The organism is Serratia sp. TSA_198.1 (assembly GCF_052686505.1).
Map to the genome: position 1 here is coordinate 188,166 of NZ_JBQZFP010000003.1, position 16,708 is coordinate 204,873.

14 protein-coding genes are annotated in these 16,708 nt (G+C 57.2%); 2 read left to right on the plus strand and 12 right to left on the minus strand.

Translation table 11 applies throughout. From position 1 onward, the window contains the following. Positions 1-10: 10 nt before the first annotated feature. Together ACUTSW_RS15495 and ACUTSW_RS15500 are read right to left on the minus strand one after the other, a co-directional pair. Positions 11-475, minus strand: a complete 465-nt coding sequence (locus ACUTSW_RS15495) for a threonine/serine exporter (RefSeq protein WP_004950063.1) — start codon at positions 473-475, stop codon at positions 11-13. Then, positions 472-1,272: a threonine/serine exporter family protein gene (locus ACUTSW_RS15500; RefSeq protein ID WP_445584806.1), complete on the minus strand. Its 801-nt coding sequence runs from the start codon at positions 1,270-1,272 to the stop codon at positions 472-474. Before ACUTSW_RS15500 ends, ACUTSW_RS15495 begins: the two co-directional genes overlap by 4 nt. A gap of 130 nt (positions 1,273-1,402) precedes the next feature. Between ACUTSW_RS15500 and ACUTSW_RS15505 the strand changes: the two genes are divergently transcribed. Next, positions 1,403-2,017, plus strand: coding sequence for a LysE family translocator (locus ACUTSW_RS15505; RefSeq protein WP_062869602.1), 615 nt, complete (start codon positions 1,403-1,405; stop codon positions 2,015-2,017). A 138-nt stretch (positions 2,018-2,155) separates the two neighbouring features. On the opposite strand, the gene kefC is transcribed toward ACUTSW_RS15505, so the two are convergent. From kefC to pvcA, 8 genes are all read right to left on the minus strand, one after another. Further along, on the minus strand, positions 2,156-4,009 hold the full coding sequence (kefC, locus tag ACUTSW_RS15510; RefSeq protein ID WP_445584807.1) for a glutathione-regulated potassium-efflux system protein KefC: 1,854 nt from the start codon (positions 4,007-4,009) through the stop codon (positions 2,156-2,158). Further along, positions 4,002-4,559 (minus strand): glutathione-regulated potassium-efflux system oxidoreductase KefF, encoded by a 558-nt coding sequence (gene kefF / locus ACUTSW_RS15515; protein WP_311994043.1) that lies wholly within the window; start codon positions 4,557-4,559, stop codon positions 4,002-4,004. Before kefF ends, kefC begins: the two co-directional genes overlap by 8 nt. 181 nt (positions 4,560-4,740) lie before the next feature. After that, the gene (gene carB / locus ACUTSW_RS15520; RefSeq protein ID WP_004950052.1) at positions 4,741-7,965 is read right to left on the minus strand and encodes a carbamoyl-phosphate synthase large subunit; all 3,225 of its coding nucleotides are present in this window, start codon (positions 7,963-7,965) and stop codon (positions 4,741-4,743) included. Positions 7,966-7,982: 17 nt separating this feature from the next. Continuing rightward, a complete protein-coding gene (carA, locus tag ACUTSW_RS15525; RefSeq protein WP_004950050.1) occupies positions 7,983-9,131 on the minus strand; it encodes a glutamine-hydrolyzing carbamoyl-phosphate synthase small subunit in 1,149 nt (382 codons plus the stop codon). A gap of 470 nt (positions 9,132-9,601) precedes the next feature. Beyond that, on the minus strand, positions 9,602-10,423 hold the full coding sequence (dapB, locus tag ACUTSW_RS15530; RefSeq protein WP_062869599.1) for a 4-hydroxy-tetrahydrodipicolinate reductase: 822 nt from the start codon (positions 10,421-10,423) through the stop codon (positions 9,602-9,604). Between the two features lie 262 nt (positions 10,424-10,685). Next, entirely contained in the window at positions 10,686-11,945 is a 1,260-nt protein-coding gene (locus ACUTSW_RS15535) for a glycosyltransferase (protein WP_445584808.1), read from the minus strand. 24 nt (positions 11,946-11,969) lie between these two features. After that, positions 11,970-12,833, minus strand: coding sequence for a TauD/TfdA dioxygenase family protein (locus ACUTSW_RS15540; protein ID WP_445584809.1), 864 nt, complete (start codon positions 12,831-12,833; stop codon positions 11,970-11,972). 91 nt (positions 12,834-12,924) lie between these two features. Continuing rightward, on the minus strand, positions 12,925-13,890 hold the full coding sequence (gene pvcA, locus ACUTSW_RS15545; protein ID WP_445584810.1) for an L-tyrosine isonitrile synthase: 966 nt from the start codon (positions 13,888-13,890) through the stop codon (positions 12,925-12,927). Between the two features lie 190 nt (positions 13,891-14,080). Between pvcA and ACUTSW_RS15550 the strand changes: the two genes are divergently transcribed. Continuing rightward, positions 14,081-15,004 (plus strand): LysR family transcriptional regulator, encoded by a 924-nt coding sequence (locus tag ACUTSW_RS15550; RefSeq protein WP_006323552.1) that lies wholly within the window; start codon positions 14,081-14,083, stop codon positions 15,002-15,004. A 299-nt stretch (positions 15,005-15,303) separates the two neighbouring features. Here ACUTSW_RS15550 and ispH read toward each other — a convergent pair whose 3' ends face one another. Together ispH and fkpB are read right to left on the minus strand one after the other, a co-directional pair. Beyond that, a complete protein-coding gene (gene ispH, locus ACUTSW_RS15555) occupies positions 15,304-16,257 on the minus strand; it encodes a 4-hydroxy-3-methylbut-2-enyl diphosphate reductase (RefSeq protein WP_006323551.1) in 954 nt (317 codons plus the stop codon). After that, a complete protein-coding gene (fkpB, locus tag ACUTSW_RS15560) occupies positions 16,238-16,708 on the minus strand; it encodes an FKBP-type peptidyl-prolyl cis-trans isomerase (RefSeq protein ID WP_013811451.1) in 471 nt (156 codons plus the stop codon). The genes ispH and fkpB overlap by 20 nt, the downstream gene beginning before the upstream one ends.

The following is a 16,708-nucleotide window of genomic DNA, read 5'->3' on the forward strand; positions in this document are numbered from 1 at the left end:
CTGCCAGGTTTCATACCCCTGGACGTTTTCGATACAGCCACAACCCCGGCAATGACAGCCCTATCGATAGCGCGCCGACGATGAAACTGGCCTTGAGAAAATTGGTGACCATGGTTTCCATCAAGGCTTCGCTATAGCCCAGATGCGAAATCTCCACCACCGTGATCATCGCGGTATAGGCGGAAATGCCGGGGAACATCGGGATCACCGCCGCTACGGTAAAGACCTTCGGGTGCGCCAACAACCAGCGCGACCAATAGATGCCGATGATGCCGATCAAAATCGCCGCCAGCAGCGACGCCCACTCGATATTCATGCCGGCGTGTATCATCAACATGCGTGAACCCCGGCCCACTGCGCCGAGCAGGGCGCAATAGCGCAGCGCGCGCAGCGGCACGTTGAACACCATGGCGAAACCCAGCGCCGGCACCGCCGCCAGCAGCATTTCCAGCAACAAGGCCCACAACAGGCTCATGACCACCCCCGCAAATCCCACAGCGACATCGCCATCACCACGCCGATACAGGTAGCCAAAGTCAGCAGACTGGCCATAGCCCAGCGCGCCAATCCGGTATTCACATGGCCTTTAAACATGTCCGCCACCGCGTTGATCAGCGGGAATCCCGGCACCAGCAGCAGCACGCTGGCGGCCATCGCCACGCTGGAGGTGTCGCTGAACGCGGGTAACCGCAGCAACAGGCCGGAAACCGAAGTAGCGACAAACGCCGTCAGACAAAAGTTGATCAGCGGATTCATATGGCGGGCAGTGAGCATCTGGCGTACCAGCATCGCCACACCGCTGGCGATAAAGGTGACCATGAACGCATCACCGCCGCCGCCGTTGAGCATGCTGAAACAGCCACACGACAGCCCCACCATCACCACCACCAGCCAACGCGGGTAGCGCAGCGGACGAATTTTCTCGAAACGCCGGGCAACATCGCGCGCATCCGCCAGCCGGTGCTCCGCCAGAATGACGATATGCTGTACCTCGGTCACCATCTGCATATTGATGCCCCGATCGATGTTCTTGCGCGTGGTGGTCAGGCATTCGCCATGGCTGATGGTCGTCAGCACCACCGCATTGGCCGAAATGGAGCTTTCCACGCTGTCCATGCCCAGCGCTATTCCCAGCCGGGTCGATAACTGTTCCACCACCATGCTTTCAGCGCCATGCTGCAACAGCAACAAGGCGCATTGAATGCACAGGCGGGTGATTTCACGCTGTTGCCGGTGCGGCTCCGGCATATCGGTCGTTGTGGTTTGATTCATAATGTCCCGTGGTGTGCCCTGAATAAAAGTTCATCATATTGCCTAACGGGGTCTCAATGGGTTGATGCTAATCAGGAGAAGCAGCGTTATTATCAGCGCAATTACGCCTTTTGTGCAGAGACTCAAAACCATGCTTGAAACTTCGCTGTTCGTCGCCGGTATTGTCGCCCTGGGCATGCTGTCACCCGGCCCGGACTTTTTCTTGGTGATCAAGAATGCCGCTCGCTATCCGCGCCCCGCAGCCATGATGACCGCCCTCGGGGTGATCTGCGGCGTCGCGACCCACATGTCTTACTGCGTTGCCGGGTTGGCGGTGGTGATCACCACTACGCCGTGGCTGTTCAACGTGCTGAAATATGCCGGTGCGGTCTACCTGATCTGGGTGGGCATTCAGGCGCTGCTGTCGCGCGGGGGCAGCAAGATGAACGTCAGCCACCTGCCGCAGCAGCAGGTGAGCCTGAAAAGCGCTTTTGTGCAAGGTTATCTGTGCAATCTGCTCAATCCCAAAGCCACGCTGTTCTTCCTGGCGGTCTTCACTCAGGTGCTGCAGATCGACTCCGGGTTGAGCGAAAAACTGTGGTATGCGGGGATTATCCTGGGCCTGTCCGCCGTCTGGTGGCCGGTACTGGTGTTCTTGTTCCAAAGCGGGCCGGTACGTCGCGGATTGGAGAAAACGCAGAAGGTGGTCGACAAGCTGCTGGGCGGCATGCTGATCGCGCTGGGCATCAAGGTTGCGTTGAGCTGATTTACCCGTCATACCTGTCACCGCAGCTTTGTTGGCTGCGTACATTTACCCCGGTCACTTGATTCACCAAGCTCCCGGGGATTCACGTACTTGCCGCCTAGCTGCAGCACCAGGCATTTTGGGTAAAGATCACCATGGTTAGCCTTTGGCTTCCACCACTTCGTCTTCCGGTGCCTTGCCGTCAATACTGCCGCGCCAACCGGTTTGCGGTACCTGAGCCAGCCGGTTTTGATCCTGCTCAATGGCCGCACTGAGCATTTCCTTAGCGCGCTGCAGGCTGGCGATGCGGAACTCGGTATCCTGGTAATTCTCCAGCGTGTTTTCCAGCATCTTCAGGTTGTAGCGGCGGAAGGTATCTGCCTTTTCCCGCGCCTCGTAGGCGTCCAGCCCCAGTAACTCCAGTGTCTCACGGCCAATGCGCAGCGAACTTTCGAAGGTTTCGCGTTCCGGGCTTTCCACCCCTAACTGCCGCAACTGATACCAGTGATCGACATCGCGCGCACGCGCCACAATTTTCAGGTGCGGGAAGTGCCGTTTGGCCAGTTCGGTCAGTTGCAGGTTGGCTTCCACATCGTCGATGGCGTTAATCAGTACTTTGGCATGCGCAGCACCCGCCGCCTCCAGCAGATCGGCACGGGTTGCGTCGCCGTAAAACACTTTAGTGCCGAATTTTCGCAGCGTTTCAATGTGGTCAGGATCGTGATCCAACACCACGGTGTGGACGCCGTTGGCCAACAGCAAACGGCCGGCAATCTGGCCGAAACGGCCGAAACCGGCAATGATCACGCTGGCGTTTTCTTCATCAATCACATCCGCCGGGCGTTCGTCCTTCGGCGCATTTTTCTCCAGCCTTGCGGCCACCACCAGTAACAGCGGCGTCGCCGCCATCGACAGAGCCACCGCCAGCGTCAGCGATTTGGCCCAGTCCGGTGGTAACACGCCGGCCAGCTGTGCGGCGCCGAAGATCACGAAGGCAAACTCACTGCCCTGCCCCAGCAAAATGGCAAACATGCCGCGCTGGCGTTTTGGCACGCCCAGCCACGGCCCAATCAGCCACAGCAACGCCGCCTTGATCAGCATAAAACCCAGCAATAGCGAGGCAATCAGCAACGGATGATGGAACAGGGTGCCGAAGTCGATCGACATCCCGACACCGATAAAGAACAGCCCAAGCAACAGACCCTTGAAGGGTTGAATGTCGCTTTCCAGCGCATGACGATATTCCGAACTCGCCAGCAGCACCCCGGCAAGGAAAGCGCCCATCGCCATCGACAGCCCGGCCATTTCCAGCAGGATGCCAAAACCGAACACCAGGAACAGCGCTACGGCACTGAACACTTCACGCATGCCCGAACGAGCGACAAAGTGCAGCAACGGACGGGTGACATAGCGCCCAAGCAGCACCACGATCGCCAACGCGCCCACCACCTTCGCCGCCGACAGCGCGAACGCGCCCAGTGTGGTGGTCGCGCCGCTGCTGGCCAACAAGGGGATCATCGCCACCAGCGGGATCGCCGCAATATCCTGGAACAACAGCGCCGCGAACGAGCTGCGGCCAATCGGTGCCGGCATCAGGTTACGCTCGCTCATCGCCTGCATGGCGATGGCCGTTGAAGACAGCGCCAGCGTCAGGCCAATCAGCAACGCCACCTTCCAGTCCAGCCCGAGGAAATAACAGAACGCGCTCAGCGCCAGCCCACACCCCACCATCTGGATACTGCCCCCGCCAAACACCGAGGCGCGCAGCGTCCACAGCCGTTTAGGATCCAGCTCCAGCCCGATGATGAACAACATCAGTACCACGCCAATCTCGGCAAAGGTCAAAATAGACTCTGCGTCGGAGACCAGCTTCAGCCCCCAGGGGCCGATAATGCAGCCGGCGATCAGGTAGCCGAGCACCGAGCCCAGTCCGAGACGCACTGCAATAGGTACGAACAGCGCGGCCGACCCCAGATAGATCAGCCCCTCGATCATCATCTTGTGATTATCCATGGCCGACTCCCTGATCCGCAGGCTCACTGTGTTCCATCAGATACTCTACCAAACGCTGGCGGTAGGCCTCGCCGGCGGCAATCAGCGCCGGTTCGTTACAGGTAAAGGTATTATGCACGGCAAAGTAGGGTTGCCAGTTCATGCCGCAGTAGAGCGCAGTCGCCTGCAGCGGCTGCCCCAGCGCGGCGAAATTTGGGTAATCGCCCAGTTCGAAATGATGCTCGTCCCCGCCGCTGGTGACCGCCCACAGGCAATCTTTGCCCACCAGCGCATCGCCGTCATGGCCGTAAGCCCAGCCGTGCTCCAGCACTTTGTCGATCCACAGTTTCAGCAGCGGCGGCAGGCTGTACCACTGCATGGGATGCTGAAACACCACCATATCGGCACGCTCCAGCGCACGTTGCTCGGCGTTGATATCGATGTTGAAGTCAGGATACAGCTCATAGAGCGCGCGTACTTCCACGTCCGGAATGTCTTTTACCGCCTGCAGCAGACGGTGATTGGCATGCGAATGCCGGGGATACGGGTGAGCGTAAATAATCAGAATCATTGTTGTCGTCGTTCCTTTGTCCCTTGCCAATTTATCAAGCATATACCAATCACACAGCGTGACATTTTGCTGAATGATTGATAGCGGAAATTTCTAATTCAAGGCAACAAATTTGCTGAACAAGATAAAAAAATAAGGGCGCTGCATATGCAGCGCCCTTTGGCATTACGGCATCACTGAATTACTTGGTGATGCGAGCATGCAGCTCCTGCACTGAGGTAACTTGCTCGGTCGGATCCGCTTTCAGCGCCATCGCGGTGGCAAAGCCGCCGTTCAGGGTGGTGTCGTAATGCACCTTGTACTGCAGCGCGCTGCGGCGAATCAGCTTGGAGTCCTCAATCGCCTGGCGACCGGCCGTGGTGTTCACAATGTAGGTGTACTCGCCATTCTTGATACGGTCCTGAATGTGCGGACGGCCTTCATGCACCTTGTTGACCAGACGCGGGTTAATGCCCGCCTCGCCCAGCACTACCGCGGTGCCGTGGGTCGCGTCCAGCTCGAAGCCCTGTTTCAGCAGGCTTGCCGCCAGATCCACCACGCGGGCTTTATCGCCTTCACGCACCGACAGCAGCGCACGGCCTTGTTTCTTCATGCCTGACTGGCTGCCGAGCATCGCCTTGGAGAAGGCTTCCGCGAAGGTGCGACCCACGCCCATCACTTCCCCGGTAGAACGCATTTCCGGCCCCAGAATCGGGTCGACGCCAGGGAACTTGTTGAACGGCAGCACCACTTCTTTCACTGAGTAGTAAGGCGGGATAACTTCTTCCGTTACGCCCTGCTCGGCCAGCGTCTTGCCCGCCATGACCCGTGCGGCTACCTTGGCCAGCGGCACGCCGGTGGCTTTGGAAACGAACGGCACGGTACGTGCGGCACGCGGGTTGACTTCAATCAGGTAGACTTCATTGTTCTTCACCGCGAACTGTACGTTCATCAGACCGCGCACCTGCAGCTCGAACGCCAGTTTCTCGACCTGCTGGCGCATCACATCCTGAATTTCTTTGCTCAGGGTGTAAGCAGGCAGTGAACAGGCGGAATCCCCTGAGTGCACGCCAGCCTGTTCGATATGTTCCATGATGCCGCCAATCAGCACGCGCTCACCGTCGCAAATGGCATCGACGTCCACTTCTACCGCATCATCCAGGAAGCGGTCCAGCAGCACTGGCGCGTCGTTGGAGACGCTGACGGCGTTCTGGAAGTAACGGCGCAGGTCGATCTCGTCGTAGACGATTTCCATCGCACGGCCGCCCAGTACGTAGGAAGGACGTACCACCAGCGGGTAACCGATACCGGCCGCTTTCTCTACCGCCTGTTCGATGGTGGCAACGGTGGCATTGGCCGGCTGTTTCAGGCCCAGGCGGTGTACCGCCTGCTGGAAACGCTCACGGTCTTCGGCACGGTCAATCGCATCCGGGCTGGTACCGATAATCGGCACGCCTGCCGCTTCCAGCTCACGCGCCAGCTTCAGTGGAGTCTGGCCGCCGTACTGCACGATCACGCCTTTCGGTTTCTCGATGCGTACGATTTCCAGCACGTCTTCCAGCGTAACCGGCTCGAAATACAGGCGGTCGGACGTGTCGTAGTCGGTAGAGACGGTTTCCGGGTTACAGTTGACCATAATGGTTTCGTAACCGTCTTCGCGCAGCGCCAGCGAGGCGTGCACGCAGCAATAGTCGAACTCGATGCCTTGGCCGATACGGTTCGGACCGCCACCCAGCACCATCACTTTCGGACGGTCATTGGTCGGGTTGGACTCGCACTCTTCTTCATAAGTGGAGTACATGTAGGCGGTGTCGGTGGCGAATTCCGCCGCACAGGTATCCACACGCTTGTAAACCGGGTGCAGGCCATAGCCGTGGCGCAGCTTGCGGATTTCGCTCTCGGCTACGCCGGCCAGCGTGGCCAGGCGCGCATCGGCGAAACCTTTACGCTTCAGGGTACGCAGGAATTCCTGGGTCAGGCCGTTGATGCCGGATTCCGCAACCTGCTCTTCCAGACGCACCAGCTCTTCAATCTGCACCAGGAACCAGCGGTCAACGTTGGTCAGGTTAAACACGCCGTCAACCGACATGCCGGCACGGAACGCGTCCGCGATGTACCAGATACGGTCGCAACCGGCATCTTTCAGTTCGCGACGGATTTTGGTCAGCGCTTCCGGATCGTCCAGGTTCACTTTCGGGTCGAAGCCGGTGGCGCCCACTTCCAGACCGCGCAGCGCTTTCTGCAGCGACTCTTGTTGAGTGCGGCCAATCGCCATCACTTCGCCGACGGATTTCATTTGGGTGGTCAGGCGGTCGTTAGCGCCGGCAAATTTCTCGAAGTTAAAGCGAGGAATTTTGGTAACCACGTAGTCGATGGACGGCTCAAAGGACGCCGGAGTGCGGCCGCCGGTGATGTCGTTCATCAGTTCGTCGAGGGTGTAACCCACCGCCAGCTTGGCGGCGATTTTGGCAATCGGGAAGCCGGTGGCTTTTGACGCCAGCGCCGAAGAACGGGACACGCGCGGGTTCATTTCGATGACGATCAGGCGACCGTTTTTCGGGTTAACCGAGAACTGCACGTTGGAACCGCCGGTTTCCACGCCGATTTCACGCAGCACCGCCATCGAGGCGTTACGCATGATTTGGTATTCTTTGTCGGTCAGCGTTTGCGCCGGAGCCACGGTGATGGAGTCACCGGTATGGATGCCCATGGCGTCGAAGTTTTCGATAGAGCAGACGATGATGCAGTTATCGTTCTTATCGCGCACCACCTCCATCTCGTACTCTTTCCAGCCGATCAGCGATTCGTCGATCAACAGCTCTTTGGTTGGCGACAGATCCAGGCCGCGCTCGCAGATCTCTTCGAACTCTTCGCGGTTATAAGCGATGCCGCCACCGGTGCCGCCCATGGTAAAGGAAGGGCGGATGATGCACGGGAAGCCAACGTCAGCGGCAACCGCCAGCGCTTCTTCCATATTATGCGCGATGCCGGAACGCGCAGTATCCAGGCCGATTTTCTTCATCGCCACGTCGAAACGGCGGCGGTCTTCGGCTTTATCGATAGCGTCGGCCGTGGCGCCAATCATGGTCACGCCGAACTCGGCCAGCACGCCCTGACGCTCCAGCTCCAGCGCACAGTTCAGCGCGGTCTGGCCCCCCATGGTCGGCAATACCGCATCCGGGCGCTCTTTTTCGATGATTTTACGCACCACTTCCCAGTGGATCGGCTCGATGTAGGTCGCATCGGCCATTTCCGGGTCGGTCATGATGGTGGCCGGGTTGGAGTTCACCAGAATGACCCGGTAACCCTCTTCGCGCAGCGCTTTACACGCCTGGGCACCCGAATAGTCGAACTCACACGCCTGGCCGATGACAATCGGGCCAGCGCCGAGGATCAGGATGCTTTTTATGTCTGTACGTTTTGGCATTTTTTTACTGCTCCTGATTATTTGGCGTTAGAACGGTAAGTCTCGATCAGTTCGATAAAGTGGTCGAACAGCGGCGCGGCGTCGTGCGGGCCTGGGCTGGCTTCCGGGTGGCCCTGGAAGCTGAACGCCGCTTTGTCGGTGCGGTGAATGCCCTGCACCGTGTGGTCAAACAGTGATTTGTGCGTTACGCGCAGTTCGGCCGGCAGGTTATTTTCGTCAACCGCAAACCCGTGGTTCTGTGCAGTGATCATCACGCAGTCGTTATCCAGATCTTTCACCGGGTGGTTACCGCCGTGGTGGCCCAGCTTCATCTTCACGGTTTTCGCACCGCTGGCCAGCGCCAGCAACTGGTGGCCGAGGCAGATGCCGAACACCGGAATGTCGGTTTCCAGGAACTGTTTGATGGCGGTGATGGCGTAATCGCAAGGCTCCGGGTCGCCCGGGCCGTTGGACAGGAAAATGCCGTCCGGATTCATCTTCAATACTTCATCTGCCGGGGTCTGCGCCGGCACTACCGTCAGGCGGCAACCGCGATCCACCAACATGCGCAGAATGTTGCGCTTGGCGCCGTAGTCGTAAGCCACCACGTGGAACGGCAGCTCGGAGGCCGGCTTGGCTTCCGGCAGGTCGCCTTCAAGCGTCCAGCTACCCTGCTGCCAGCTGTAAGCTTCTTTGGTGGTCACTTCTTTCGCCAGGTCCATGCCTTTCAAGCCCGGGAAACCCTGCGCCTTGGCCAGCGCCAGCGCGGCGTCCGGTGAATCGGCGGCGATGATGCAGCCGTTCTGTGCGCCTTTTTCGCGCAACAGGCGGGTCAGCTTGCGGGTATCGATATCGGCAATCGCCACGATGTTATGACGCTTCAGATATTCTGACAGGCCTTCTTCGCTGCGGTAGTTGCTGGCAATCAAAGGGAGATCACGAATGACAAGGCCTTGGGCGTGTACCGCGGAGGATTCTTCGTCGGAAGCATTGGTGCCGACATTGCCGATATGAGGATAAGTAAGAGTAACGATCTGGCGAGAGTAGGAAGGATCAGTGAGGATTTCTTGATAGCCGGTCATCGACGTATTGAAGACCACTTCCCCCACTGCCGTACCCTCTGCCCCGATGGCCCGACCGTGGAATTGGGTTCCGTCTTCCAGAACCAATAGCGCTGACTTAATCAAAACACCCTCCGAGGAATAATCAATCACAATATCTGCATATTAATTCAGATATCGCGATCTAAATCAATGCAAAAACCGCCCTCAAGGCCAATTTTTGGCAAATTGGGCGCATTTTAATGATGAGTGCTCCACTTGTCTACCCAAAGCGCCATTTTTTCTCTTATTTTTGCACTTCTCAACGTTTAATAGGGTCAGCAGCCATAAAAACACAGCTAAACTCGGGTGGGTAAACGGTTGCGAGGAAGAATGACAAAAAATCACCTTTCCAAAGGTCTGTTATCGGGTGAAAAGTATCTATCAGGGAAATTACTCGCCATAAAACGCAAGAAAACAACAAGAAATAATAATCAAGCAATAAAAAATGGATAAAGCATTCATTTTTAATGTTAAAAAAAAGGACAATAAAATTATTGTCCGTTAATCATAGCTTTATGATCAATACAACCACATCACGATGGTATTCAAATAGATTATAACTGGTCCAATCCGAGCACGTCCCGCATATCAAACAGACCTTTATCGTGGCTATGCAACCAAGATGCCGCCCGAACCGCGCCAGCGGCAAAAGTCATGCGACTGGAGGCTTTATGGGTGATTTCCACCCGCTCACCGATGTCGGCAAACATGGCGGTATGCTCCCCGACGATATCGCCGGCACGGATGGTGGCGAAGCCTATGCTCTTGGGATCGCGTTCGCCGGTATAACCTTCACGCGCGTAGACGGCGCATTCTTTCAGGTCACGCCCCAGCGCGCCGGCAATCGCCTCGCCCATCGCCAACGCTGTGCCCGAAGGGGCATCCACTTTATGGCGGTGGTGCGCTTCAATAATTTCAATGTCGGTGTAGTCGCCCATCACCTGAGCGGCTTTTTCCAACAGTTTCAGCACCAGGTTGACGCCCACGCTGAAGTTGGCGGCGAACACGATGCCAATCTGCTGCGCGGCGGCGCGGATGGCCTCTTTGCCCGCATCGTCAAAACCGGTGGTGCCGATCACCATCGCCTTGCGATGTTCGACGCAGAAAGCCAGGTACGCCAGCGTGCTTTCCGGGCGGGTGAAGTCGATCAGAATATCGAAGTCATCGACCACCTTTTCCAGGCTGTCGCTGACGGTCACGCCCAGCGTGCCCACGCCCGCCAGTTCGCCGGCATCGGTGCCGATCAGACTTGAACCCGGACGCGACACCGCAGCCCCCAACACCACGCCCTGCGCCTGATGTACCGCCTGGATCAATTGGCGCCCCATGCGGCCGCCGGAACCCGCAATCGCAATGCGGATTTGTGAATCAGTCATGCTTGCTCTCTTCTTGATTAGACGCCTACTCCATAGGCTATAGGTTTAGGGTAACTGCCCCATAGGATCACCGCCAGAAGATTCATTTCATAATTAGAAAATTATGATATCTCCCGCTTTTCATCAGTAATGTTGTCAATGGGTTAACAACCGGTCAAATAAAGCCCATTTTTTAATTGTACATAATCATGCAAATTTGATGAGAGAAACCTGCATAAAAAAGGCGCCGCAAAGGGCGCCTTGAGGAACTCGATGACGGCTTTCAGCCGGTTAAGGCTGCCACCTCTTCGGCAATCGCCGCCAATGCATCATGGCGGGCATAGTCGGCCTGAACCAGCGCCGCGCGTTGCCGATAAACCGGCTGCGACAGGATTTGCTGCACAGCCTGCCGCAGTTGCGCCTCATCCGGCTCGCTGGTATGCAGGTTAATCCCGCAGCCCGCGGCCACCACCCGAGAAGCCGCCTCGAGCTTATCCTCACCGGTCCCGGCAACAATCAAGGGCACAGCATGATCCAACGCGTAATTGATCGAACCATAACCGCCGTTGGTGATCAACAGCGCCGCCTGCGGCAGCCAGTGTTCGAAAGAGATAAACTCCCGTACTCTGGCGTTGTCCGGCAGTTGCGCCAACACCTCATCAACCGGGCGGCCGCCGGTGGTCGCCAGCACCCGCACCGGTAACCCGGCCAGCGCTTTTAGCGTCGGAACAATCAGCTGGTGCAGATCGACATTCGCCAACGTACCCTGCGTCACGATCACCAACGGGCGAGGATCCGTTTCATCCCACTCGCCTGCGCCTTGCTGTGCCGCCGCCGCACCGCGCAACGGGCCGATAAATCGCACGCCTGCCGGCAGATCGTCACGCGGATACTCCAGCGCCGGGGTAGCCAGTTGCAAAAAGCGATCGCAGCCGCCTATCAACGCATCCGTGAACGGCTGTTGCAGCGGCCCGCCGCCGGATTGCGCCATCGCGACGTTGAAGCTCTGCTGTACCTCATCGATCAAGACACGCGTGGCTTCGTCCACCAATTGTTCACGTTGCAGTTCGCGCGGCAACAGCGCCGGGGGAATGCGCGGCCCGTAAAAGATGGAATCTTCGGACGAGAACGACAACGGCGTCACGCCAATGCCGATCACCGGCAGGCGGTCGGTTACCTGCAACAGCGGCAATACTCCGTAGAAGCAGTTTTCCACCATCAGCAGATCGGTCGCCTCGGCGGCTATCGCCGCCCTCAGTTGCCGATCCAGCAACGGGATCGGCGCGGCGAAGAAATCTTTCAGCGCCAGCGCCATCTGTACATTGCCCGGTGGTAGCGCGGCGCGTTCGGGAAAATGCTGTTCCAGGTAGCGATAATCGAAATCCACCTGCGCATCGAAAGGCACAAACTGCGCGCCCACCGCTTCGGCGCGTTCGCGGAACAGCGCACCGGTCATCAGCCGCACCCGGTGGCCCTGTGCAATCAGGTAGCGGGCAATCCCCAGCATCGGATAAACGTGCCCTGGAGTGGCGACGGCCGCCATCAGTATCCTTGCCATAATGTCTTGTTAAGCCTCTGCGTTGGCCGGCTTCAGCGCCAGGTTGGCGCACACCGGGTTGCTCTGAATATGCACGCGCTGCAGATGACGGGCGGAGCGGGCGGTGAAACCTTCGCGTCCGTGCAACAGCGAGAAGTTATCCGCTACCACCACATCGCCCTGCTGCCACTGGTGGGCGTAATAGTGGCGCGGATCGTAGAGATGCTGTTGCAGAGTCTGATGGAAAGTGTCCTGCTCTTCTTGCGGCACGCCATGATATTCAAGCGCATGCTGATTAAGGAACTTCTTGCCCTCCGTCGGCGGTTCGTTGTAACGCATGATCACCCCGCTGCCGCTCGGATGCGTCACCACCAGCGGCGAACAGACCTCGCCGCCATAGTGAACCACTTGCTTGATCCGATAAGAAATAGACACCTTCAGCCATTGCGCCAACAGCGACTCATCGGCATTGGCCAGCAGCCGCGTAGTATCGACAAAGGTGGTGCGCCCGCCCTCATCCTGCGACGGTGCCGCCACGCAGTGGAATAGCTGAAACTCGGGAATGGTCGGTTTGTACATGCCGTCCCAGTGCAACGGGACGTAGCTGCTGTCGAAAATGTGATCTTTGGCGTCCGGATGCTCCTTCACGTCCAGCACAGCGCCGAACGGCCACATCATGATCTCTCCCCAACCGCCGGCATAGCGGGTCAACACCTGAGGATCGGTAAAGCCGGAATCGAAACCGCGCAGCACCAGCAGATGGTGCCTTTGCGCCAGCGCCCGCAGCGCCGCTACCGGTAGCTCGCTGATTGGCTGTCCGGGATATTTCGGGGTCAGCACTGCGCCAAACGGGGTATTCAGTTCAATGCGGCAGTTCAGTTGTTGATTGTCCATCAGTGACTCTCCTTGAAGCGAATTTGCTGCTCACACGGCAACAGTGCCGTTAAAAACACGCCCGCCAACGCTGCGGGCGCAACGTGGCGTGTTACGCCACCTGAGGCTGTTCGATCAGGTAATGGCTTGGCGTGCCGCGGATCGCCACCAGTTCACCCGCCAGTTGCTGCGCGTCTTTGCGCTTCATCAGCACGAACTGGCCGTTGACGTTTGCCGCCACGCCGTGCCACGGCGTCAGCCAGTCGTCTTTGGTCGGCATCATATGGATGCCCATTTTCAGGCTGTCAGCGGGTTGCGGGTGGATAGACAGGCGTATCGCCGCCGGGAAATGTTGGGCCAGCAGGTTGCCCCATGCCCAGCTGCGCTGTATTACGCCGCAGGCGCGCTGTTTGGCGTCTTTCTGCAACGCCGCATTGGAGCCGCTGTAACCCGGCAACTGGCTGTCTTCATACAGAAAACGGGTAATGGCGCGATACAGCTGCAATCCCTGCTCGTCCTGCATCAGTTGCTGCTTGATTGCCTCCTCCGGTTCGGCGTAGCCGTCGACCAGCAGTTGACGCAACAGGTCGTAGTCGTCGGTATGTTCCGCCAGCCCTTCGACGTCACCCAGGTTGAACACGCTCAGGTGCGTCGCCCCCACCTCGTTCAACAGGTTTTCAATTTCGCGCTGATAATGGTTGATGGCATCGTCGCTGACGCGGATCAAATCACCGAACACATGACCATCAGAGCAGATCACGATATGCGCTCCCGGCGGGTAATAAAGCTGGATGCGCTGACACAGAGAATTTAGGAATATCAACGATAGCCGTTCCGCCATGTCGGGCACCGCGCCGATCACTTTATTGGTATTGGGTGATTTTGTCGGGAAGGCCGGCAGCACAAATTCGATGCGCTGATTGTTTGCAATGAATGCCCGGATACGCGGCAATTGCACCTGAGAAACGACCCGTTCCTCCTCAGTATTTGAGGTTTCAAGGCCGGGAAAGCGACGCCGATATTGTAATAACTCATGGAGAATTTTTAATGACACGGTTTCAATATAGGCAATATCCACAATTAACTCCTGTTCAGATGTGGCATAAGATTTTTATTCGCAAACGCAATAAGACTTATCAAAAAGAGGAATGACGTGCAGGCAATAAGTCTCACCGTGCGTTTATCTGCTTCAGGCAATATAGAAGAGATAATGCTATATTATTAGCCCTTATAATTTGCAATCTTGGTTAAGTTGAACTTAACAAACTATGAGTAATATTCTAAAACGCATGGCTATTTTTTCTAAAGTTGTCGATTGCGGCGCGTTCAGCATGGCAGCCAAAGAATTAGGCATTACCACCTCAGCCGTCAGCCAGCATATCCGCCAGCTGGAAAACGAACTGGGCATTCAATTACTTTTGCGCTCTACTCGCTCACTGAGCCTGACAGAGGCCGGACAATGTTTTTATGAGGATTGCGTGCTGATGATCCATGCCGCCGAGCGGGGTCAACAGCGTATTGCCGCGCTGCGCGGCGAACTGGCAGGTGAACTGCGCGTCGCCACCTCCACGGAATTCGCCACCCATTATCTGGTGCCGGCGTTGCAAAGCTTTCTGGATGAACACCCGCGCATCACGCTGCGGCTGGAAATCCATGACGAGAAAATCGATCTGATAGGCCAACGGATAGATCTGGCGATCCGCGGCGGCGTGCTGGCCGACTCCAGCTACGTCTCCACCCGCCTGGCGCGCTTTCGCGAAGTGTTGTGCGCCTCCCCAGCCTACCTTGCCGACCACGGTGTGCCGGAGTCTCCACAGGCCTTAACCCGTCATCAATGGGTCACCTTCACCCCGTTGGGAAACCCGCAGTTTGTTCGGCTGAACCACGCGAATGGCGATGAGCACCGGTTGCGCATGACCGGGCGTTTATTTACCAATAACGGCATGGCGATGAAAGAATTGGCGCTGGCCGGCAAGGGGATTATCCGTAATTTCTTCGTCAATGTTGAACGTGAATTACGCAGCGGTGATTTAGTGGAAGTGTTGCCTGAATGGCGATTACCGGAGATTAATTGCTATGCGATTATGCCCCGCCGTGACAGCCAACCATTAAAGGTTCGCCGTTTACTGGAACATATGAAAATCCATTTAAAAGAAAAAGAACAAAATTCCGTAGACCAGTTACGCACTTAATTAAATAAGAAGTATCTGTAACACCAATTACTTTAGTTTTTTAACTTTTCAGCCGATTGCTGACCAGCACCAGAGCGTTATTTTTAGATTGCAGCCTAATGATATTATCCTTAATGACTTTATATTCGCCAATATAATCATTCCTGCAGGGTTAATTCAAATAGTCAGAACGAACCTGGCTTTAAGTAACAGAAAATTTGAATCAGCCCTTCTCAATTTTGCTATTTATCCCGCAGCGTATCCCCAAAATGCAAAACGGGGAGCCGTAGCCCCCCGTGGTAACACTTTTGCCAAAAAGCTTATTCGACCTGTCTGATATCAACACGCAGCTCTTTCGGCACTTCAAATACGATATTCTCTTCACGGCCGCTGACTTCATGCACATCCACACCGCCCATCGTTCTCAGGCGGCTGATGACATCCTGGACCAGCACGTCCGGCGCCGACGCTCCGGCGGTCACGCCGATGTTGCGGGCGTTTTTCAGCCAGGCTTCCTGAATATCCGCCGCAGAGTCGATCAGGTACGCCGGCTTGCCAACGCGCTGGGCCAGCTCGGCCAGACGGTTGGAGTTGGACGAGTTTTTCGACCCGACCACCAGCACCACGTCAGCATCGCCGGCCAGATTGCGCACCGCTTCCTGACGGTTGGTGGTGGCGTAGCAGATGTCGTCTTTGCGCGGCCCGATAATGCTCGGGAAACGCTGGCGCAGGGCGTCGATCACTTCTGAGGTGTCATCCACCGACAGCGTGGTCTGCGTCATAAAGCACAGGTTGCTTTCGTCCTTCACCTGCAGTTTCCACACGTCTTCCGGCGACTCCACCAGATACATGCCGCCCTTCGGGTTGCTGTACTGGCCCATGGTGCCTTCCACTTCCGGATGACCGGCATGGCCAATCAGGATCGCCTCGGTACCCCGGCGGCTGGCTCGCGCCACCTCCATATGCACCTTGGTCACCAACGGGCAGGTAGCGTCAAACAGCATGGTCAGATCACGGGCTTTGGCTTCTGCCCGCACCGCCTGGGAAACCCCGTGCGCCGAGAAGATCAGAATCGACCCGTCCGGCACTTCGGCAATCTCTTCGATGAACACGGCCCCGCGCTCGCGCAGGCTGTCCACCACGTAGCGGTTATGCACCACTTCGTGACGCACGTAGATAGGCGCGCCGTAAATTTCCAGCGCGCGCTCAACGATACTGATCGCACGATCAACCCCGGCGCAAAAGCCGCGTGGGTTAGCCAGCAATATTTGCATGCGTCTCCTCCTGCTGCGGGTCAATCTCCAGCACTTCGATATCGAAGCTCACAGGATGGCCCGCCAGTGGATGGTTGAAATCAACGGTAATCGACTCTTCCGCCACTTCACGCACCACACCCGGCATTTCGCTGCCGTCGATGGCGGTAAACAGCATGATGGTGCCCACGTCCGGCACCCCGGTTTCCGCGAAATCACGGCGTGAGAAGAACTGGACCAGATCCGGATTCTCTGCGCCGAACGCCGCTTCCGGCTGCAGGGTAAAGGCGCATTTATCGCCCGCACGCAGGCCGAGCAGTTGCTCTTCCAGCGGTGCCGACAGGCTGCCGTCACCCAGGCGGAACAACGCCGGTTTGCCGTTACCGCGGGTCGACTCTGCGGTTGAGCCGTCTTCCAGTTTCAGCGTGAAATGAACCAATACGGCGCTGTCACCGTTAACCTGAGCCGTCAT